This is a genomic window from Kitasatospora sp. NPDC034533 (assembly GCF_055575155.1).
Genome location: NZ_JBVITE010000051.1, coordinates 1 through 20,105, shown reverse-complemented (window position 1 = coordinate 20,105; position 20,105 = coordinate 1). Strand labels below are relative to the sequence as shown.

Annotated in this window: 12 protein-coding genes, 6 tRNA genes and 1 pseudogene; 9 read left to right on the top strand and 10 right to left on the bottom strand. The window is 75.4% G+C overall.

Annotation, left to right across the window (positions count from 1 at the left end; translation table 11 throughout):
- Nucleotides 1–54: 54 nt before the first annotated feature.
- From cbiE to cobA, 3 genes are all read left to right on the top strand, one after another.
- Nucleotides 55–1,308 (top strand): precorrin-6y C5,15-methyltransferase (decarboxylating) subunit CbiE, encoded by a 1,254-nt coding sequence (gene cbiE / locus ACZ55U_RS28570; RefSeq protein WP_465530461.1) that lies wholly within the window; start codon nucleotides 55–57, stop codon nucleotides 1,306–1,308.
- 515 nt (nucleotides 1,309–1,823) lie between these two features.
- Nucleotides 1,824–5,786, top strand: coding sequence for a nicotinate-nucleotide--dimethylbenzimidazole phosphoribosyltransferase (cobT, locus tag ACZ55U_RS28565; protein WP_465530459.1), 3,963 nt, complete (start codon nucleotides 1,824–1,826; stop codon nucleotides 5,784–5,786).
- Nucleotides 5,787–5,893: 107 nt separating this feature from the next.
- Complete coding sequence (cobA, locus tag ACZ55U_RS28560) at nucleotides 5,894–7,141, top strand: uroporphyrinogen-III C-methyltransferase (protein ID WP_465530457.1); 1,248 nt, start codon at nucleotides 5,894–5,896, stop codon at nucleotides 7,139–7,141.
- 59 nt (nucleotides 7,142–7,200) lie between these two features.
- Here the strand turns inward: cobA and ACZ55U_RS28555 are convergent, their stop codons facing one another.
- Entirely contained in the window at nucleotides 7,201–9,942 is a 2,742-nt protein-coding gene (locus tag ACZ55U_RS28555; protein WP_465530455.1) for a SpoIIE family protein phosphatase, read from the bottom strand.
- A gap of 89 nt (nucleotides 9,943–10,031) precedes the next feature.
- On the opposite strand from ACZ55U_RS28555, the gene ACZ55U_RS28550 reads away from it, so the two are divergent.
- On the top strand, nucleotides 10,032–10,844 hold the full coding sequence (locus ACZ55U_RS28550; RefSeq protein ID WP_465530453.1) for a TrmH family RNA methyltransferase: 813 nt from the start codon (nucleotides 10,032–10,034) through the stop codon (nucleotides 10,842–10,844).
- Between the two features lie 1,265 nt (nucleotides 10,845–12,109).
- Here the strand turns inward: ACZ55U_RS28550 and ACZ55U_RS28545 are convergent.
- A pseudogene (locus ACZ55U_RS28545) lies at nucleotides 12,110–13,441 on the bottom strand (serine/threonine-protein kinase); the annotation flags it as partial.
- Nucleotides 13,442–13,847: 406 nt separating this feature from the next.
- Between ACZ55U_RS28545 and ACZ55U_RS28540 the strand changes: the two are divergent.
- Nucleotides 13,848–14,048 (top strand): hypothetical protein, encoded by a 201-nt coding sequence (locus ACZ55U_RS28540; protein ID WP_465530451.1) that lies wholly within the window; start codon nucleotides 13,848–13,850, stop codon nucleotides 14,046–14,048.
- 300 nt (nucleotides 14,049–14,348) lie between these two features.
- Here the strand turns inward: ACZ55U_RS28540 and ACZ55U_RS28535 are convergent.
- From ACZ55U_RS28535 to ACZ55U_RS28510, 6 genes are all read right to left on the bottom strand, one after another.
- A tRNA-Val gene (locus ACZ55U_RS28535) sits at nucleotides 14,349–14,420 on the bottom strand.
- 41 nt (nucleotides 14,421–14,461) lie between these two features.
- A tRNA-Val gene (locus tag ACZ55U_RS28530) sits at nucleotides 14,462–14,533 on the bottom strand.
- A gap of 44 nt (nucleotides 14,534–14,577) precedes the next feature.
- Nucleotides 14,578–14,649 (bottom strand) — tRNA-Val (locus ACZ55U_RS28525).
- 41 nt (nucleotides 14,650–14,690) lie between these two features.
- Nucleotides 14,691–14,762: transfer RNA gene (locus tag ACZ55U_RS28520), tRNA-Val, on the bottom strand.
- A 31-nt stretch (nucleotides 14,763–14,793) separates the two neighbouring features.
- Nucleotides 14,794–14,867: transfer RNA gene (locus ACZ55U_RS28515), tRNA-Cys, on the bottom strand.
- A gap of 40 nt (nucleotides 14,868–14,907) precedes the next feature.
- Nucleotides 14,908–14,980, bottom strand: a tRNA-Gly gene (locus ACZ55U_RS28510).
- 319 nt (nucleotides 14,981–15,299) lie between these two features.
- Between ACZ55U_RS28510 and ACZ55U_RS28505 the strand changes: the two genes are divergently transcribed.
- The 3 genes from ACZ55U_RS28505 to ACZ55U_RS28495 are packed head-to-tail and all read left to right on the top strand — an operon-like array spanning nucleotide 15,300 to nucleotide 18,129.
- Nucleotides 15,300–16,373 (top strand): chorismate-binding protein, encoded by a 1,074-nt coding sequence (locus tag ACZ55U_RS28505; protein ID WP_465530449.1) that lies wholly within the window; start codon nucleotides 15,300–15,302, stop codon nucleotides 16,371–16,373.
- A 27-nt stretch (nucleotides 16,374–16,400) separates the two neighbouring features.
- Nucleotides 16,401–17,231 carry an aminotransferase class IV gene (locus ACZ55U_RS28500; RefSeq protein WP_465530447.1) on the top strand — a complete coding sequence of 277 codons (831 nt, stop codon included), beginning with the start codon at nucleotides 16,401–16,403 and terminating at the stop codon, nucleotides 17,229–17,231.
- A 49-nt stretch (nucleotides 17,232–17,280) separates the two neighbouring features.
- Nucleotides 17,281–18,129 carry a GNAT family N-acetyltransferase gene (locus tag ACZ55U_RS28495; protein ID WP_465530445.1) on the top strand — a complete coding sequence of 283 codons (849 nt, stop codon included), beginning with the start codon at nucleotides 17,281–17,283 and terminating at the stop codon, nucleotides 18,127–18,129.
- A gap of 12 nt (nucleotides 18,130–18,141) precedes the next feature.
- Here the strand turns inward: ACZ55U_RS28495 and ACZ55U_RS28490 are convergent, their stop codons facing one another.
- Nucleotides 18,142–18,642 carry a DsbA family protein gene (locus tag ACZ55U_RS28490; protein WP_465530443.1) on the bottom strand — a complete coding sequence of 167 codons (501 nt, stop codon included), beginning with the start codon at nucleotides 18,640–18,642 and terminating at the stop codon, nucleotides 18,142–18,144.
- Between the two features lie 110 nt (nucleotides 18,643–18,752).
- Here ACZ55U_RS28490 and ACZ55U_RS28485 point away from each other — a divergent pair, with 110 nt between their 5' ends.
- Complete coding sequence (locus ACZ55U_RS28485; RefSeq protein ID WP_465530441.1) at nucleotides 18,753–19,214, top strand: hypothetical protein; 462 nt, start codon at nucleotides 18,753–18,755, stop codon at nucleotides 19,212–19,214.
- 49 nt (nucleotides 19,215–19,263) lie between these two features.
- Here the strand turns inward: ACZ55U_RS28485 and ACZ55U_RS28480 are convergent, their stop codons facing one another.
- Nucleotides 19,264–19,833, bottom strand: a complete 570-nt coding sequence (locus ACZ55U_RS28480; protein ID WP_465530439.1) for a CGNR zinc finger domain-containing protein — start codon at nucleotides 19,831–19,833, stop codon at nucleotides 19,264–19,266.
- Nucleotides 19,834–20,105: the final 272 nt, after the last annotated feature.

Genomic DNA, 20,105 nt, shown 5'->3' with positions numbered 1-20,105 from the left:
CACCGCAGGACGGCGGATCGAGTGCCGCACCGAGTCGAGGGAGAACGGCCGCAGATGGCTGACCGGATCACGGTCATCGGGTGGGACGGCACACCGCTGACCGAGGCCGCCGGCGCGGCGCTCGCCGCGGCGACCCTGGTGGCCGGCGCCCCCTACCAACTCAGCGCCCTCCCGGTGCCGGAGTCCGCCGAGCGGATCGCCCTCGGCAACATCCGGCAGGTCGCACGCCGGATCGCCGAGCACCGCGGCGCGGCCGTCGTGGTCGCCGAGGGCGACCCCGGCTTCTTCGGCGTGGTGCGCACCCTGCGCCGCCCCGAGTACGGCCTCGAACTGGAAGTGCTGCCCGCCGTCTCCTCGGTGGCCGCCGCCTTCGCCCGGGCCGGCATGCCCTGGGAGGACGCCCAGGTGGTCAGCGCGCACGGCGGACGGCTGCGCCGCGCGGCCAACATCTGCCGGGCCCACCCCAAGGTCGCGGTGCTCACCGCGCCGGGCGCCGGGCCCATCGAACTCGCCCTGATGCTGCGCGGGGTGCACCGGACCTTCGTGGTCTGCGAGGCCCTCGGCACCCCGGACGAGGCCGTCACCGTCCTCACCTCCGACCGGATCGCCGACCATGTGTGGCGCGACCCCAACGTGGTTCTGGTGATCGGCGGCGCCGCCCAGTCCGCGGTGGACGAGGCGGCCGGCTGGCTCGCCGGGCGCCCGGTGGGCTACCCCGGCGCGGAACGCGGCTGGGCGCTCCCCGGTGATGCCTACGCGGCCGCCGGGCGCACGGAGGGCGAGACGGGCGCGCCGGAGGCACTGCCCGCTCACGTACGCGCCCTGGTCCTGGCCCGGCTGGGGCCCCGCCCCGGGGACCTGGTCTGGTCGGTCGGCGCCGGTAGCGGCGCCCTCGCGGTGGAGGCGGCGCGGTTCGGCGCGGCCGTCGTCGCCGTCGAGGGCTCCCGCTCGGCCTGCGCCCGGCTGACCGTCAACGCCCGCCGCTACGGCGTCGAGGTGGAGGCCGTGTACGGCAGCGGCCCCGAGGTGCTGGGCGGCCTGCCGGAGCCGGACGCGGCGGTGGTGGAGTGCGGCGGCCTCGACGTGGTGCGGGCGGTGCTGGCCCGCCGCCCCGAGCGCTTCGTCGCGCTGCCCCGGACCCTCGGCGAGGCCCAGGAGGTCCACCGGGCCATCGTCGGCGCCGGTTACCGAGCGGACGGCACACTGCTCCAGGCGACCGCGTTGCGGCCGGTGGGGGAGGACGACGGGCTGGCCCTGGGGGCCGCCGGGAGCGGCACGCTGGTGCTCTGGGGTGAGCAGATCGGGTGAAGGCCTCGCGCGCGCCCGGCGCACACCCGGGGCCCGCCCGGGGCGCGTCCCGCGGCCGCCCGGTGGCACCGACGGTGATCCAGGTCGCATCCGGACACCGATTCGAGAGGTGACCGGGCCGGGCCGGTAGTGTGACGTCCTGGTGGCCGCAGCGGTCGGCGCCCCACCCGATTCAGTCGGTTTGTCACCTTTTTGACGTGGTGCAACCCGGCCCTGTTCGGAGTGTGGGCGATTCGACGGGCCTCGTGCCGGACCTGGAGAATGCCGTAGGGTCCGGTGCGGTCGTGCCGGTTGCCCCGGGTTGTCGTTGTTTCAGACGATGTGCCGCCCCGGGTGGGCGGTGCGCCGGGCAGGGGTGCCGCAGCGCACCGGATGGACTTGGGCCGCAGCGCCACGGCGCGGCGGCCGCACGTGGTTAGGGGCGGGTCGGTGCAGGTTCGGCCCGCGCGGATGGGCGTTGCGATCGGTGATCGCGCCGCCGAGGGCGCGGCAGCGGCCTGGAAGGAGCTTTGACAATGACCGATGGCGGCCACGTCCCGGGCGAGGGACTGCCGGAGCACCTGAACGCCGGGCCGGACGTGCTCGGCGGACCGGAGGGCGTCGCGGGCGTTGCACCCCTCCAGGGCGTCGCGACGGACGGCGGCGTGATCCCGAACCCGGCGGCCCCGATCGGGGGCGTCCCCGGCGCGGTGCCCCCGGGCGCCGGCGTCATCCCGCCGCAGGGCCAGCACGGCTACGGCGTTCCCGGCGAGGGCTGGGCCGTCGACCAGGGCGCACCGCGCCCGGCCTTCCACTTCCTCGACCAGCCCGACACGCCGGACGGCCTGGACGACGATGACGACGTGCTGCTGATGCCCGGCCCGCAGGGCTCCTGGGGCGAGCCGGTGGCGCCCGCCCCGCAGCCGGACGGCACCCCGGTCGAGCCGTCCTGGCCGCCGGTGGACCCGCCGGTGTTCGGCACCGAGCACGCCGTCCAGCCGCAGCCCGTCCCGGCGCAGGCGCAGGTCCAGCAGCCGGTGACGCAGGCTCAGCAGCCGCGCCGCCCGCTGCACGCCGGCCCGCCGATCCCGGACCCGTCGCTGATGACCGGCCAGGTGCCGGTCCGCTCGCTCGCCGACCGCGGCCCCTCGCAGGGCGGCACGCCCGCGCACGGCATCCCGGTGGTCGGCCGTCCGCCGGTGGCCGAGGGCGTGGCCCCGGCGCAGCCCGCCGTGCCGCAGGCCGCCGTCCCGGTCGCTCCGGGGGTTCCCGGGGCTCCGGTGGCGGACGGGCAGCAGGTGCCGCAGGCTCAGGACTTCCCGCAGGCTCAGGACTTCCCGCAGGCGGAGCAGGTCCCGCAGGCCGAGCAGGTTCAGCAGGTCCACCAGGTCGAGCAGGCCCACCAGAGCTACCAGACCCAGCAGGTCCAGCAGGTGGCGCAGGCCTCGCCGCCGGTCGAGGCCCTGCCGGCCGTCGAGACGGTCGGGGCGATCGAGGTCATCGAGGTGGTCGAGACGCCGGAGACGGCCCAGGTCGCCCAGGCCGCCCATGCCGTGACGGCTCCTGAGGCCGCCACGGAGGCTGCCGTGGCCCAGCCGGCCCCGGTCGAGGGCGCCGCCCAGCCGGTGGCCGAGGCGGCTGCCGCGCCCGTCGCCGAGGGTGTCGCCGTCGAGCCCGTCGCGGGCGAGGGCGTCGCTGCCGAGGGTGTCGCCGCTGTTCCGGCCGAGCAGCCCGAGGCCGCGGCCCCGGCCGGTCAGCCCCGCCGGATCTCCGCGTTCCTCGCCGCTCCCACCTCCCACGGCCTGCCCAAGGTCGCGGCGGCGGAGCAGGCCCCGGCCGTCGCGGAGACGGCCCAGCAGCAGGTCGCGCCGATAGCGGCCGTCGAGGAGCCGCAGGTCGTCGAGCCCGGCCAGGTCGTCGAGGCCGTGGTGGGTGCCGAGCCGGCTCCGGCCGCTCCGGCCGCCGAGCAGGTCCCCCTGGCCGAGACCGCGCCGGAGGCCGCAGCCGAGCAGGTCGCGGAGCCGGTCACCGAGCCGGTGGCCGAGACCGCGGTGGTCACCGGCGAGATGCCGTCGGGCCAGGCGGTCGCCGAGGCCGCGGCCGAGGGCGAGCAGCCGCAGGCCGAGGTCCCGGCCGAGGCGCCCGCCGAGCCGGTCGAGCAGACCGAGCAGGCCGAGCAGGCCGAGCCGCTCGCGGAGCAGACCGCAGGGGCGCCCGAGGCCGCCGCTGCCGTGGCCGAGCCGGTCGAGCCGGTGGCCGAGGCAGCCGTCGGGGCCGTCGCGGAGCCCGTCGCCGCCGAGCCCGTCGCGGAGGAGCCCTCACCCGCCGAGGGCGCCGGCGCGCAGCCCGCCGCCGAAGCGCAGCCCACCGAGGAGCAGGCCGCCGAAGCGCAGCCCGCCGCCACCCCGGAGGCCGAGGCCCCCGCCGAGCAGGCCCCGGCCGCGCCCGTCGCCGCCGAAGCGGAGTCCGCCCCCGTCGCGGAGCCCCCCGTCGCGGAGCCCGGCGCCGTCGAGCCCGTCCAGGAGCCCGCCGCCGAGGCGCCGGCCGAGGCCGCCCAGCCGGCTGCCGAGGAGGCGGCACCCACCGAGGGCGCCGACGCGCAGGCCACCGTCGGCGCGCAGCCCACCGAGGAGCAGGCCACCGACGAACAGCCCGCCGCCGCGGAGGCTCCCGAGGCGCAGGAACCGCAGGCCGAGCAGCCGGAGCAGTCGGAGCAGCAGCCCGAGGAGCCCGCCGAGCCGCGCGGCCCGGCCGCCCCCGGCTACGACGAGGCCGGCCGCGACGCCGTCCACCAGGTGATCCGCGAGCGCCGCGACATCCGCAACGGCTTCCGTCCGGACCCGATCCCGCACGAGGTGCTGATCCGCGTCCTGGAAGCCGCCCACACCGCGCCCAGCGTCGGCTACTCCCAGCCCTGGGACTTCGTGGTGATCCGCTCGGCCAAGACCCGCAAGCGGATGCACGCCCTGGCCGAGCGCCAGCGCGAGGCGTACGCGGACTCGCTGCCCAAGGGCAGGGCCAAGCAGTTCAAGGAAATCAAGATCGAGGCCATCCTCGAAACCCCGGTCAACATCGTGGTGACCGCCGACCGCACCCGCGGCGGCCGGCACACCCTGGGCCGCCACACCCAGCCGCAGATGGCCCCGTACTCGGCCGCCCTGGCCGTCGAGAACCTCTGGCTGGCCGCCCGCGCCGAGGGCCTGGGCGTCGGCTGGGTGAGCTTCTTCGACGACGAGGAACTGGTCCGCGAGCTCGGCCTGCCCGAGCACCTGGAGGTCGTCGCCTACCTGTGCGTCGGCTTCGTCGACGAGTTCCCGGACGAGCCCGAGCTGGAGCAGCAGGGCTGGGCGAAGAAGCGCCCGCTGTCCTGGGTCGTCCACGAGGAGCAGTACGGCAACCGCGCGCTGCCCGGCGAGGAGCCGCAGAGCCTGCTCGCCGACACCCTGCGCGGCATCCGGCCGCTGGACGCCAAGGCGCTCGGCGAGGCCTGGGACCGGCAGAAGCGGATGACCAAGCCGGCCGGCTCGCTCGGCATGCTGGAGATCATCTCCGCCCAGCTGTGCGGCCTGTCCCGCAAGTGCCCGCCGCCGATCCCGGAGCCCGCCTGCGTGGCCGTCTTCGCCGGGGACCACGGCGTGCACGCCCAGGGCGTCAGCCCCTGGCCGCAGGAGGTCACCGCCCAGATGGTCGGGAACTTCCTGGCCGGGGGAGCGGTGATCAACTCCTTCGCCAAGCAGATCGGCACCGAGGTCTGCGTGGTCGACGTCGGCGTCGCCGCCGAGCTGCCGGACGCCGTCCAGCAGGGCCGTGCCACCGGCCTGCTGCCGCGCAAGGTCCGTCCCGGCACCGCCGACATGACCCAGGGCCCGGCGATGAGCCGCGAGGAGGCCCTCAAGGCCATCGAGGTCGGCATCGAGACCGCCCGCGACCTGGTCGCCGCGGGCAACAAGGCGCTGGTCACCGGCGACATGGGCATCGCCAACACCACCGCCTCGGCCGCCCTGATCTCGGTGTTCACCGGCCTCGACCCGGCCGAGGTCACCGGCCGGGGCACCGGCATCGACGACGAGACCCACGCCCGCAAGATCGAGGTCGTCCGCGCCGCGCTGGCCCTGCACCAGCCCGACCCGAGCGACCCGGTCGGCGTCCTCGCCGCCGTCGGCGGCCTGGAGCACGCCGCCCTGGCCGGCTTCCTGCTGGGCGCCGCCTCGCTGCGCACCCCGGTGATCCTCGACGGCGTCATCGCCGGCTCGGCCGCGCTGGCCGCCAAGGCCATCGCCCCCGAGGTGCTGGCCGCCTGCATCGCGGGCCACCGCTCCGCCGAGCCCGGCCACCAGGCCGCGCTGGCGAAGCTCGGTCTGCGGCCGCTGATCGACCTGGACCTGCGGCTCGGCGAGGGCACCGGTGCCCTGCTGGCCCTGCCGCTGGTGCAGAGCGCGGCCCGGGCGATGCACGATGTAGCCACCTTCGACTCCGCCGGAGTCACCGAGAAGGCCTGACGCATCCCGTCACCGCTCCGCGGTCCGGCCCGAGGGCGCGCCGGACCGCGGAGCGGTGTCGTGCCGTACCGTTCCCCCGCCCTCACCCCCGATCAGGAGCACCGCCGATGACCGCGCCCACCCCGCACCCCAGCACCGAGGGCCGCACCCCGTACCCGGTCGGCCTGCTGCTGGCCGGCCGCCGTGTCGTCGTGGTCGGCGGCGGCCAGGTCGCCCAGCGACGGCTGCCCGCCCTGATCGCCTCCGGCGCCGACCTGCACCTGATCTCGCCGGCCACCACCCCGGCCGTGCAGGCCATGGCCGACGCCGGCGAGCTCACCTGGCACGCCCGCCCGTACCGGGACGGCGACCTGGCCGGCACCTGGTACGCCCTGGTCGCCACCGACGACCCGGCCGTCAACGAGGCCGTCAGCGCCGAGGCCGAGCGCGAGCGGGTGTTCTGCTCCCGCAGCGACGACGCCGCCGCGGCCACCGCCTGGACCCCGGCCTCCGGCCGCGACGCGGGCGCCACCGTCGCCGTCCTCACCGGCGACCCGCGCCACTCCGCCGCCCTGCGCGACGCCATCGTGGACGGCCTGCGGGACGGCTCGCTCGCCGCCCGCCAGTACCGCTCGCACGGCGCCGGCGTCGCCCTGGTCGGCGGCGGCCCCGGCGACCCGGACCTGATCACCGTGCGCGGCCGCCGCCTGCTCGCCGACGCCGACGTCGTGGTCACCGACCGCCTCGCCCCGCGCGAACTGCTCGCCGAACTGCCCGAGCACGTCGAGGTGATCGACGCCTCCAAGATCCCGTACGGCCGGTTCATGGCCCAGGAGGCGATCAACCGCACCCTGATCGAGCACGCCAAGGCCGGCAAGTTCGTGGTCCGGCTCAAGGGCGGCGACCCGTACGTCTTCGGACGCGGCGGCGAGGAACTGCTCGCCTGCGCCGAGGCCGGCCTCCCGGTCACCGTCGTGCCCGGCATCTCCAGCTCGATCAGCGTGCCCGCCGCGGCCGGCGTCCCGGTCACCCACCGCGGCATGACGCACGAGTTCACCGTGATCTCCGGACACGTCGGCCCGGACGACGAGCGCTCGCTCACCAACTGGGAGGCCGCCGCGAAGATGAGCGGCACCCTGGTGCTGCTGATGGCCGTGGACAAGATCGGCGCGATAGCCGCCCGGCTGGTCGAGCACGGCCGGCCCGAGGACACCCCGGTGGCGATCGTCCAGGAGGGCACCACCGCCGCCCAGCGCCGGGTGGACGCCACCCTCGGCACCGTCGCCGCGGTGGTCGAGGCCGAGGGCGTCAAGCCCCCGGCGGTCATCGTCGTCGGGGACGTGGTCAACGTGCTGGCCGCCGCGTTCCGGCACTGACCGCGCGGCCGTACGGAGTGGGCGGCCGTACGGAGTGGGAAGTCGGCCCGTCCGACTTCCTACTCCAGCGGCTGCTCCGTCCAGATGACCTTGCCGGTCGCCGTGTACCGCGTCCCCCAGCGGTCCGCGAACTGCGCGACCAGGAACAGCCCGCGCCCGCCCTCGTCCTCGGTCGCCGCGTACCGCAGGTGCGGCGAGGTGCTGCTGCCGTCCGACACCTCGCAGATCAGCGACCTGTCCCGCAGCAGCCGCACCCGGATCGGCGCGGAGCCGTACCGGATCGCGTTGGTCACCAGCTCGCTCAGGATCAGCTCGGTGACGAACGCGGTCTCCTCCAGCCCCCAGGCCGTCAGCCGCTCCGCCACGGCGGCCCGGACCTCGCCCACCGCCGCCGGGTCGGAGGGCACCTCCCACTGCGCCACCCGGTCCGGCGCCAGCACCTTCGTCCGCGCCACCAGCAGGGCGATGTCGTCCTTCGGGTGCGCCGGCAGCAGCGCCCCGAGCACGTCCGCACAGGTCTGCTCGGGCGTGCGCGACGGCCTGGCCAGCGCCGCCCGCAGCAGCTCCAGCCCCTCGTCGATGTCCCGCTCGCGGTCCGTCACCAGCCCGTCCGTGTACAGCACCAGCCGACTGTCCTCGGCCAGTTCCAGCTCGACGGTCTCGAACGGCAGCACCGCCAGCCCCAGCGGCGGCCCGGTCGGCACCTCCGGGAACACCACCCGGCCCTCCGGGTCCACCACGGCCGGCGGCGGGTGCCCGGCGGTGGCCATGGTGCAGCGCCGCGACACCGGGTCGTAGATCGCGTACAGGCAGGTAGCCCCGGCCGGCCCCGTGCGCTCGCCGCCCGCCGCCTCCTCCTGGTCGATCCGGTTCACCAGCTCGTCCAGGTGCCCCAGCAACTCGTCCGGCGGCAGGTCCAGGGTCGAGAAGTTGTGGATCGCCGTGCGCAGCCGGCCCATCGTCGCCGCCGCGTGCAGCCCCTGCCCCACCACGTCCCCGACCACCAGCGCCACCCGCGCGCCCGGCAGCGGGATCACGTCGAACCAGTCCCCGCCCACCCCCGCTTGGGCCGGCAGGTAGCGGTGCGCCACCTCCAGCGCGCTCTGGTCCGGCAGGCTGCGCGGCAGCAGGCTGTGCTGGAGCGTCACCGCCATGGTGTGCTCCCGGGTGTAGCGGCGGGCGTTGTCGATGCACACCGCCGCGTGCGCCACCAGCTCCTCGGCCAGCGCCAGGTCCTCCGCCTCGAACGGCTCCGCCCGCTGCGCCCGCCAGAACCGGGCCACCCCCAGCAGCACCCCGCGTGCCCGCAGCGGCACCCGCACCAGCGAGTGCACCCCGTACGCCAGCACCAGCGCCGACCGCTCCGGGTCCTGCCGGCGCCATTCGGTGGCCTCCGCCAGCCGAGGCTCGATGTCCGGCTCGCCGCCGCGCAGCGCCCCGGCCAGCGGCGTCGCGGGCACCACGTCCAGCACCGTGCCCACCGGGTGGAACGGCGCGTCCTCCCGGACGCCCGTCACGGCGACGCGGCGCATCCGCCCCATCGACGGGCCCGGCGGGGGCTCCTCGCCGGTCAGCACCTGGTCCGCCAGGTCCACCGTGACGAAGTCCGCGAACCGCGGCACCGCGACCTGCGTCAGCTCCTCCGCCGTCCGCGTCACGTCCAGAGTGGTGCCCACCGTCACCCCGGCGTCGTACAGCAGCCGCAGCCGCCGCTGCGCCCGCTCGGCCCGGCCGGACAGCGCCGCCAGCTCGGTGGAGTCGCGCAGCGTGGCGACGCAGCCGGGCGGGCCGAGCCCCTGGTCGATCAGCCGCACGTTCACCGCCAGCAGCCGCTCCCCGGACAGCACCACCTCGTCGGTCACCGGGCGGCCCGCGGTCAGCAGCTCCAGCGGCGCCCGCTCCAGGCCCAGCTCGGCCACCGGCCGGCCCTCTGCGTCCGGCGGCAGGTCCAGCAGCCGGCGCGCCTCGTCGTTGCACAGCAGCAGCCGCTCGTCCCCGCCGACGATCATCACGCCCTCGCGCACCGCGTGCAGCACCGCCGCGTGGTGTTCGTACATCCTGGTCATCTCGACCGGGCCCAGCCCGTGCGTCTGGCGCCGCAGCCGCCGGCTGATCAGCGCCGTCCCCAGCGTGGCCAGCCCGACCGCGGCCGCCGCCGTGCCCAGCACCACCGGCAGCTGGCGCTCGCTCGCGCTGCTCACGTTCCGCAGCGTGACGCCCGCCGAGACCAGCCCGGCCACCGAGCCGTCCGGCGCGTACACCGGGACCACCGCCTGCACCAGCGGACCGAGCGTTCCCGTCAGCTCCTCCGTCACCACCTGCCCGCGCAGCGCGGGGGCGTACGTGCCGACGAACTTCTCGCCGATCCGCGCCGGGTTCGGATGGGTGTAGCGGACGCCCTGGTCGTTCAGCACGACGATGAAGTCGACGCCCGAGCCGACCCGCGCGGCCTGCGCCCTCGGCTGGAGGACGGCCGTCGGATCGGGGGAGCGCAGCGCGTCGACGATGCCCGGGGAGTTGGCGAAGGCCTGCGCCACCGCCACCGACCGGTTGTGCGCCTCGTGCTCGGAGTCGTTGCGCGACTGCACCACCAGCGCCACCGCCGCCGCCACCACCAGCAGCAGGACGACCAGGACCTGGAGCGCGAACACCTGCCCGGCCAACGACCGGTGCCACACCGACCACCGCCGCTTGGCGCGTGGCAGCTGTGGCCGACCGTGGGGGCGCCCACCGGAGGAGCCGGTGGAGCCAGAGGCGCCAGAGGCCGACGGAGCCCGGGATCGGCCCGGAAATCGGGCCATACGGTCATGTTTGCACCACCGCCAGCCGTGGACCACCCAGCTCGCTCGGCCGTTTGGCCTTCCCTGCCCCGGCTTGGCAAGATCGCAGGGTGTCCGAACCCCGCACCATCACCGACCCGGCCGATCCGCGCCTCGCCGACTACACCGGCCTCACCGACGTCGAGCTGCGCCGCCGCCGCGAACCGGCCGAAGGCCTCTTCATCGCCGAGGGGGAGAAGGTCATCCGCCGCGCCCTCGCCGCCGGCTACCGGATGCGGTCGATGCTGCTCACCCCCAAGTGGCTGGAGGTGATGGGCGACGTCATCGCCGGGGCCGACGCTCCCGTCCACGTGGTCGAGCCCGCGCTCGCCGAAGCCGTCACCGGCTACCACGTGCACCGCGGCGCCCTCGCCTCGATGGAGCGCAAGCCCCTCCCGGACGCCGCCGAGGTGCTGGCCGGTGCCCGCCGGGTCGCCGTCCTGGAGGGCCTGGTCGACCACACCAACCTCGGCGCCATCTTCCGCAGCGCCGCCGCCCTCGGCATGGACGCCGTCCTGCTCTCGCCCGACTGCGCCGACCCGCTCTACCGGCGCGCCGTCAAGGTCTCCATGGGCGCCGTCTTCGCCGTCCCGTACGCCCGGCTGGATCCCTGGCCCACCGCCCTGGACACCGTCCGTGACGCGGGCTTCACCCTCCTCGCCCTCACCCCGGCCGACACTGCCGTCGACCTCCACACCCTCACCCCGCACCGCCTCCCCAAGGCCGCCCTCATGCTCGGCGCCGAGGGCGACGGCCTCACCCCCCGCGCCATCGCGGCCGCCCACCACCCCGTCCGCATCCCCATGGCCCACGGTATCGACTCCCTCAACGTCGGCGCCGCCGCCGCCGTGGCCTTCTACGCCGTCACCACCCCCGCCCCCTAGCTTCCAGGCCGGCCGCACCCATCGCCGCTGACCCTCCCGCCCCGCTCAGGCGCCGGTTCCCGTGTGGTCGGTCGGCCCGACTCCGCGCATGGCTTCGGCGCCGGGGCTGTTTCGGCTGGTCGGTCGCCGACAGCCCGGCACGAGAAGTCGGCCCGCCCGACTTCTCACGCTGCTCAGGCGCCGGTTTCCCTCGCCCCGGTCGTGTTGCCCGTTCGCGTGTGGTCGGTCGGCCCGACTCCCCGCATGGTTTCGATGCCGGGGCCGTCTCGGCTGGTCGGTCGCCGACAGCCCGGCACGAGGAGTCGGCCCGCCCGACTTCTCACGTCGCTCAGACGCCGGTTCCCCTCGCCCGTTCCCGCGTGGTCGGTTGGCCTGGCTTCTCCGTGCGGGTTTTGGTGCCGGGGCTTGGCTGCTGGCCGGGCCTGCCGGATGCCGGCACCCCGGTGTGAGAAGTCGGCCCGCCCGACTTGTCACGCTCCGCTCCGTTGATGCCGGCCTCCGCAGAGACGCCCCCTGGCCCCCACCCGCGCGCCGCTGCGCACGAGAAGTCGGCGGGCCCGACTTCTCGTGCGCAGCGGATCTCTTCGCCCAGCCCTGGCCGGCGGTGCTCAGCCCGCCGGGGCCGTGGGCGGGGCGGGCGCGGCGGCGGGGGGCTGGGTGCCGGCGCCGGGCCAGGACTCGTCGAGGGTGCCGTCGGCGCGGACGGCGTAGCGGGTGGAGGTGACCGCGCCGGTGGCGGCCGCGCGCTCCTCGCGGACGACCGTGCTGCCGTCCAGCCGCCAGCCGGCCGCCGCCTGCGGGTCCGCCACTGAGGTGCGGGAGGCGGTGACCACGGGGGAGTCCCCGTTGAAGGTGTAGAGCTGGACGAGGTCGACCGGAGCCGAGCCCTCCGCCCGGCGCAGGACGACCACCGCGGCCGGCAGGCCCTTGTAGCGGGCCGGCAGCACCGCGCTCAGCGTGACCTGCGGCCCGCCGCCGACCGAGTGCCCGTTCTGCAGCACGATGGCCTGACCGCCGGACCCGTCGGGGTAGCTGCGGTTCGGCCAGTCCACCGCCGGAACCGGCACCTGCGGGGGCGTCAGCCCGGCGTCCGCACCGCCGCGTGCGGCCGCAGGGAGCGGCGCGGCCGAGGACTGCGGCGCGACGTCGACCGACGTCCCCGGCACCGCCTGCCGGCCGCCGCCCGTACCGGTGGCCGCGCCGCCGCCCGTACCGGCGGTGGTCACCACCCCGGCCGGTGGGCGCACGCTCTGGTTGCCCCGGTTCTCGCACCCCTGCGCCGCCGCGATGGCCAGCGCCACCCCGATCGTCACCGTGACGAAGACCACCAGCCGCTGCCGCAGCAGCCGCTGCCGCGCGGTGCCGGGCCGTCCGCCGGGGGCGGGGGTGTGCTGCCGGTCCCGGGGGCGCGCCCGCTCCTGGGGGCGCCCCCGGTCGTGGGGGCCGGGGCGGTTCGGGGGCGGAGTCTGAGGACGGTCCGGACGCTGCCTCAGCGGACGGGTGACCGGCGTCGTCTCGGGCCGGGGGAGGGGCGCGCCCGGCCCCTGCGGGCGCCGTCCGGCGGCCCCGGCCGCCTGCGCACCGGGGCGGCCCGCCGCCGCCCGGGCCCGTGCCGCGGCGGGCGGCTCGGGCGAGCGCCCGGGGGCCGGGACGCCCTGCCGTCCGCCCTCGGGCCGACCCGGTGCCGGGGCCGGCGCGGGCGCCGGGGCGGGGGCCGGAGCCGCCGCGCCGCGCCCGTGCCGTGCCGCGCGGGCACCGCCGGAGGACCCCGCGGCCGCGCCGCGCGCCGCCAGCTCGCTGAGCCGCTCGTGCAGGGCCGCCGCCCCGGGGCGCTCGGCGGGCTCCTTGGCCAGGCAGGCGCGGATCAGCGGCGCCAGCTGCGGCGGCACCGCCGAGAGGTCGGGCTCCTCGTGGACGACCCGGTAGAGCATCACTTCGGAGGAGGCGCCGGACCCGAACGGGGTGTCCCCGGTGAGCGCGTACGCGAGCGTGGCCCCGAAGGCGAAGACGTCCGTGGCGGGGGTGACGGCGGCCCCGCGCACCTGCTCGGGCGCGAGGAAGCCGGGGGAGCCGACCGCGGTGCCGACGTGGGTGAGGGTGCTGGCACCGCGCGACCAGGCGATGCCGAAGTCGATGATCCGCGGGCCCCGGGGCGAGAGCAGGATGTTGGAGGGCTTGAGGTCCCGGTGGACCACTCCCGCCTCGTGCACCTTGACCAGGCCGTCGGCCAGCGCGGCCCCGATCCGGGCCGCCTCGGGCCAGTTCAGCGGCCCCTCGTCGCCGACCCGCTTGTAGAGCGAGGGCCCCGGCACGTACGCGGTGGCGAGCCAGGGCCGGTCGGCCTCGATGTCCGAGCCGACCACGCGCGCGGTGCAGCCGCCCCGGATCCGGGAGGCGGCGGCGATCTCGCGGGCGAACCGGGTGCGGAACTCCTGGTCCTCGGCGAGTTCGGCGCGGATCAGCTTGAGGGCGACGCGCTGCCCCCGGCGGTCGGACCCGAGGTACACCACGCCCATCCCGCCGGCGCCCAGTCGCCGGTGCAGGCGGTACGGCCCGACGATGCGGGGGTCCTCACGCCTCAGCCGCATCATCGCCATGTTTCGTTCCCCGTCAGCCGGTGGGTGAGGCCCCGTCGGTTGGGCCATCGTCAGTTCCTGTCTGGCACAGCTTACGGACTGCCCGCTGCGGTGTGCTGATACGCAACACCTCAAGCCGCCGTGCGATTGTCCGATCTTGCACTGGATCGCAGGTCACAGACCCGCCGAAGGGCTTCTCGGGGTTGCCCCTCAGGGTTCCCCCGGGGGCCGGATGAGACTTCCGTCCCCCTGCGGTAGTAGGCCTCGGGTCCCATCGTCATCCTCCGGAACGTCCGAGGAACAGTACGACGGCATGACGCCCGGACAACCCCCCGGCCAATAGCGTTGTGTTCAGCGGTGGACGGGGAGCTCGTCCCCCGAGGTAAGCCGTCCACCGCGCCAACTCGACCGGATCAGGAGCAAGGACATGCCACCGCAGCTCACGGGAAACCCCAGCCGCCGCCGGCAGCCCTTCGTCCAGTCCCGGTCAACCGAGCAGCCCACGCGCCACCCGGCCGTGGCACTGGCGATGGCCCTGCCGTGCGCCGTGCTCCTGGTGCTGCTCTTCGGCGGATGGGAGCAGATGGCGAGCCAGGCCCAGGCCGTCGCCGATCTGATCACCCGCTGAGCGGGAGGTGGGACACCGGCCCCCACGGGCCGGCCGAGGACGGGCACCGATCCCCTGGGGACGGGGAGCGGTGCCGCCGGGGAGGGCCGCGGCCGCGATGACACGCGGACGGGCGAGAGCGGCGCGCAGAGCGCCCCGGCAGGCGGAGGTGCCGCGTACGGACGTCGGTGAGGGCGTCCGTACGCGGCTCTTCCCGTTTCCCCGCAGTCCGAAGACGCCCGAGGGCCCCGGAGACGCCGGGACGGAACGACCAAAGGCCGGGGCCGCGACCCTCACGGATCGCGGCCCCGGCCGTTACTGTGCGCGATACTGGGATTGAACCAGTGACCCCTACCGTGTCAAGGTAGTGCTCTCCCGCTGAGCTAATCGCGCCTGATGGGGCGGTCCTGCAGCAGATCCCGGAGGATCCGACGTGCGCGATACTGGGATTGAACCAGTGACCCCTACCGTGTCAAGGTAGTGCTCTCCCGCTGAGCTAATCGCGCCTGGTGAGGCGGTGTTGCAGCAGGCCCCGGAGGGCCCGTTACTGTGCGCGATACTGGGATTGAACCAGTGACCCCTACCGTGTCAAGGTAGTGCTCTCCCGCTGAGCTAATCGCGCCTGATGGGGCGGTCCTGCAGCAGATCCCGGAGGATCCGACGTGCGCGATACTGGGATTGAACCAGTGACCCCTACCGTGTCAAGGTAGTGCTCTCCCGCTGAGCTAATCGCGCGGGGAGGCCCCCGGAGAACCGGGGGACCTCTTGGAGGTGGAGACGGGATTTGAACCCGTGTACACGGCTTTGCAGGCCGTTGCCTCGCCTCTCGGCCACTCCACCAGGCAACGCATGAAGAAGGATCTTACACCGTTCTCCATCGAGCGGACGACGAGATTCGAACTCGCGACCCTCACCTTGGCAAGGTGATGCTCTACCAACTGAGCCACGTCCGCCTGTCTCCCGGGATCTTCACCGCTTTTCCTCGGCTGCGCTCCCCGGCGACGTGTTGAACTCTAGCGGATTCCCGGGCCAGCTAAAAATCCGTTCCCGCAGCATGCCGAGGGGATGGCCGGTGAGTGCCGTGCCGTCAGCCCGCCCGGTCGGACGGGCGCCGCCACCTGCGGCGCTCCCGGACGATCACCCGCAGGTCACCCGGCGCACACCCGCGCGACGCGCACGCCTGCTCGTACGCGGGGGCGCGAGCCCGACCCGGCCCACGCCCCCCGACCTACACTTCAGGCACCGCCCCCAGCACCACCGCGCAGGAGAACCGTGTCCGGCCACCCCGACCCCCGCACCCCGCTCGCCCGCTTCGCCGGCCGCCTGGCCACCGGACTGCGCGACGTCACCTCGGACCCGGCCGCCCTCGACTCCGCCGGCCACTGGGCCGTCGCCCACGACTTCGAGGGCCGCCTCACCTGCGCCCGCTTCGACGACGTCCGCCCCGCTCCCGCCCCACCCTCCGGTGCCCGCTGGCGCGGACCGGCCGCCGGCAGCTGGCACAGCTCCCTCGACCGCGCCGCCTACACCGCCGGGGTCCGCCGCATCCGCGAGCACATAGCCGCCGGCGAGGTCTACCAGGCCAACCTCTGCCGCGTCCTGTCCGCACCGCTGCCCGACCCGGACCACAGCGACGTCGACGCCCTCACCGGCCTGCTCGCCCGCGGCAACCCCGCCCCGTACGCCGGCACCATCCGACTGCCCGGACACGGCGTCGAGATCGCCACCGCCTCACCCGAGCTCTACCTGCGCCGCACCGGCCGCACCGTCTCCTCCGGCCCGATCAAGGGCACCGGCCGCACCGAGGCCGACCTGCTCGACAAGGACCACGCCGAGAACGTGATGATCGTCGACCTGGTCCGCAACGACCTCGGCCGGGTCTGCGAGACCGGCAGCGTCACCGTCCCCGACCTCTGCGCCGTCGAGAAGCACCCCGGCCTGGTCCACCTGGTCTCCACCGTCGAGGGCACCCTGCGCGAGGACGCCGGCTGGCCCGAACTCCTCGACGCCACCTTCCCTCCCGGCTCCGTCACCGGCGCCCCCAAGTCCAGCGCCCTGCGGATCATCGAAGCCCTGGAGACCGCCCCGCGCGGCCCGTACTGCGGCGCGGTCGGCTGGGTCGACGCCGACCGTGGCGAGGCCGAACTCGCCGTCGGCATCCGCACCTTCTGGATCGACCGGCAGGACCCGGGCGCACCGGTCCTGCGCTTCGGCACCGGCGCCGGCATCACCTGGGGCTCCGACCCGGAGCGCGAATGGGCCGAGACCGAGCTGAAGGCCGCCCGCCTGGTCGCGATAGCGTCGGGCAGCGAATCCGGCAGCGAGCCCGACCCGACCGGGGCCTGAGCCCCCACCGCCTAGGAGCAGCACCCGATGCACAACCGCACCACGAGCTGGGTCAACGGCGCACTCGTCGACTCCACCGACGCGACCGTCTCGGTCCTCGACCACGGCCTCACCACCGGCGACGGCGTCTTCGAGACCCTGAAGACGGTCGACGGCCGGGCCTTCGCGGTCACCCGCCACCTCGACCGGCTGACCCGCTCCGCCCGCGGCCTCGGCCTGCCCGACCCCGACCACGACCTGGTCCGCGAGGCCTGCGCCCAGGTCCTCGCCGCCAACCCCGCACCGCTCGGCCGCCTGCGCGTCACCTACACCGGCGGCAACGGCCCGCTCAGCTCCGAGCGCGGCACCACCGGCCCCACCCTGGTCGTCGCCCTCAACGCGATCGGCCGCCGCCCCGACCTGACCGCCGTCGCCGTCGTCCCCTGGCGCCGCAACGAGCACAGCGCCGTCGCCGGCCTCAAGACCACCTCGTACGCCGAGAACGTCGTCGCCCTGGCCGCCGCCCACCGCGCCGGCGCCTCCGAGGCCCTGTTCGCCAACACCGCCGGGCGGCTCTGCGAGGGCACCGGCTCCAACGTCTTCGTGGTCCTCGGCGGCCGCCTGCTCACCCCCACCCTCGCCTCCGGCTGCCTGGCCGGCATCACCCGGCAGCTCGTCATCGACTGGTGCGGCGCCGAGGAGGCCGACCTCCCGCTCAGCGCCCTCCAGGACGCCGAGGAGGTCTTCCTGACGTCCACCACCCGCGACGTCCAGGCCGTCACCCGCGTCGACGACCGCGACCTGTCCGGCCCCGGCCCCGTCACCGCCAAGGCCATGGCCGTCTTCGCCGAGCGCAGCGCCGACGACCTCGACCCGTGAGCTCCCGGGGGGATGGATAACCCCCTGACCCAGGGGAAGGGAGGTCCACATGACCACCACGCTGCGCCCCGAGGGCCCGGAGACACCCACCGCGGCCGGCGGCCGCACCAGACGCTGGCTGATCCTCGCCAACGGCCACCCGGTCGGCGCGCTGCGCACCACGGCCGAGCCGCAGGGCAGCCAACTCTGGGGCGGAATATCCGAGTTGGAGATCACCGAGGGCCGCGGCCGGGGCCGGGGCACCTTCGGCGGGCTGGCCGCCGAGGAGGTGCTGCGCGGCTGGGGCTGCGTCCGGGTGGACGTCCGCATCCCCGAGGGCGCCGAGACGGCCCGCGGCCTCGCCACCACCCTGGGCTACGTCGATCGGGCCCTGAGCATGTCCAAGCGGCTGGTCACTGCCCCGGCCCTGCCCGCCGGGGTGAGCGCCCGCCCGTTCGACCCGGCCGACCTCGACGACTGGCTCGCCCGGTCCGCGGAGCGCTACCGGCGGTCGCTCGTCGAGTCCGGCCTCACCGAGGAACAGGCCCGCGCCAGGACCGGCGGGGACGACCCGCCGAACCCGGTCCCGCAGGGCGTCGAGACCCCCGGCGTCGTCCTGCGCAGGCTGTACGGCGCCGGCGGCGGCGAGGGCCCGTACGGCTCGATCTGGGTCCAGCTGCGCCTGCGTGACCTGCCGGACGGCGAGCCGCTCGCCTGGGTGATGGGCATCGAGGTGGCCCCGGCCCACCGGGGCCGGGGCCACGGGCGCGCCCTGATGCTGCTCGCCGAACGCGAGTGCCTGGCCGCCGGGGTGCGCAACCTCGGCCTCAACGTCTTCACCCGCAACGGGACCGCCGTCCGGCTCTACGAGTCGCTGGGCTACGAGGTCACCGAGCGCTTCTACGGCAAGCAGCTGTGAGCCGGCGTGGCGTCAGGAAGCCTTCGCCGCCTCGATGACGGCGACGATCTCGGCCCGCAGCCCGTCCTGGCTCCGGCCGCCGTCCAGGCGCTTCCCGCCGATCACGTACGTGGGCGTGCCCGTGACGCCGATCGCCTTGCCCTCGGCCTGGTCGGCGTCGACGGTCAGCATGTGCCGGCCGTCGATCAGCGCGGTGTCCACCTCCTCGACGTCGGCCCCGACCTCCCGGGCCACGTCCAGCAGCACCTGCTGCCCGCCCGAGGCCAGCTCCGCGGTGCGGGCCAGCAGCGCCTCCACGAAGGGCCAGCCCAGCCCCTGCGCGAACGCCTCCTCGGCCGCCTCCGCGGCGGCGTAGGCGTGCTTGTGCTTCTCCAGCGGGAAGTGCCGCACCTCGACGCGCAGCGCGTCGCCGTACTGCGCGCGCAGCGCCCGTACGTCGTCCAGCGCGGTGTGGCAGTCCGGGCACTGGAGGTCGCACCAGAACTCGAGGCGGGGGAGGGAACCATCGATCATTCCCCCAGTGTTCCACTACTGGGTGCCCGCTCCGGCCGGAGGTGCGCCCGAGGGCGGAGCGAGAGGAAGGCAGCGATGACGGGGACGACCGGAAACGAAGGGGTGGTCCTGTGCTGAGCGCGGCGATCAGCTTCATCCTCACGGCGGGCGGGGTGGCCTTCGCGGGGCTGCGGGCCTACCGGCGGCGCTTCCTGTCGGCGACCCGCTGGTTCGCGGTGGCCCTGCTGCCCGCCGGGCTCTACCTGACCGGCCTGTTCCCGCTGGCGAGCAGGATCGGTCGGGAGTTCGCCGACTGGGCGACCAAGCTGGTCTTCGACCCGCGGGTGTGGACGGGCATCGGGCTGCTCGGCCTCTCCGTGGTCCTGCTGGTCACCACCCGCTGGCTGGGCCGGCGCGGCGCGGCGCCGGTGGAGGGCGTGCGGGAGCACCCGGCCGCGGCCGGTCCGGCGCCCGAGCGCCCGGCGGTGGCGCCGGCGCCCAAGGCCCCGAAGCGGCCGGCCTCGGGCAAGCCGGACGACGGCCTCGGCGACTTCGCCGACATCGAGGAGATCCTTCGCAGGCGCGGGATCTGAACGTCCCGCGCGGGGCGGGCGGCTCGGCGGGGCAGGCCGCGGGGGCGGGTCAGGCGGAGGGGACGGCCTCCGCCGACCGCTGCCGCGCCCGGTAGGCGGCCACGTGCAGCCGGTTGCCGCAGGTGCGGCTGTCGCAGTAGCGCCGCGAGCGGTTCCGGGAGAGGTCCACGAAGACCCGCGCGCAGTCCGGTGCCTCGCAGCGGCGCAGCCGCTCCCGCTCGCCCGCCATCAGGATGAAGGCCAGCGCCATGCCCAGCTCGGCCGCCAGGTGGTCGCCGAGGGCGGCGTGCGGCGCGAAGTAGTGGATGTGCCAGTCGTGGTCGTCGTGGTTGGTCAGCCGGGGCGTCGTTCCGGCGGCGGCGACGATCGAGTTGACCAGCTCGGCGGCCTCGGCGGTCGACTCCGTCCCGAACACCTCGCGCAGCCGCGTGCGCAGCTGGTGCACCCGGTGCAGGTCGTCCTCGGTCAGCGAGTCGATCTCGCTGATCTCCTGGCGGACCACGAAGGCGTCCAGCGCGGCGACGTCCGGCAGCCGTTCGGCACCGCACACCTCGGGTGCGGTGTTGAGCAGCTCCACGAGGATGCTCAGCGCGCACTCGGTGTCATGGGTGATCAGCACGTTGGGGGCTCCTCGCGCAGGGGACTCCGATACCCCGCGTCCACGGTTACCCCAGACCATACCGGGCCTTGTGCCGGTAGGGCGGTGCCTTCTTTCGAAGATGTGTGCGCACTCCGGCTGGGTGTCCGAAACCTGCCGCCGTCGGGCCGTGGACAGGCGTCGGGGGGAAGGGGAAAAAGGCAGCGGATCAGGGGACGGGGGTGTCGGCTTTGGGCGGGGCTTGAGGGGGTGGTGTGGCGAGCGGAGTGTGGGGGGGACAAGAACAGGAGCGG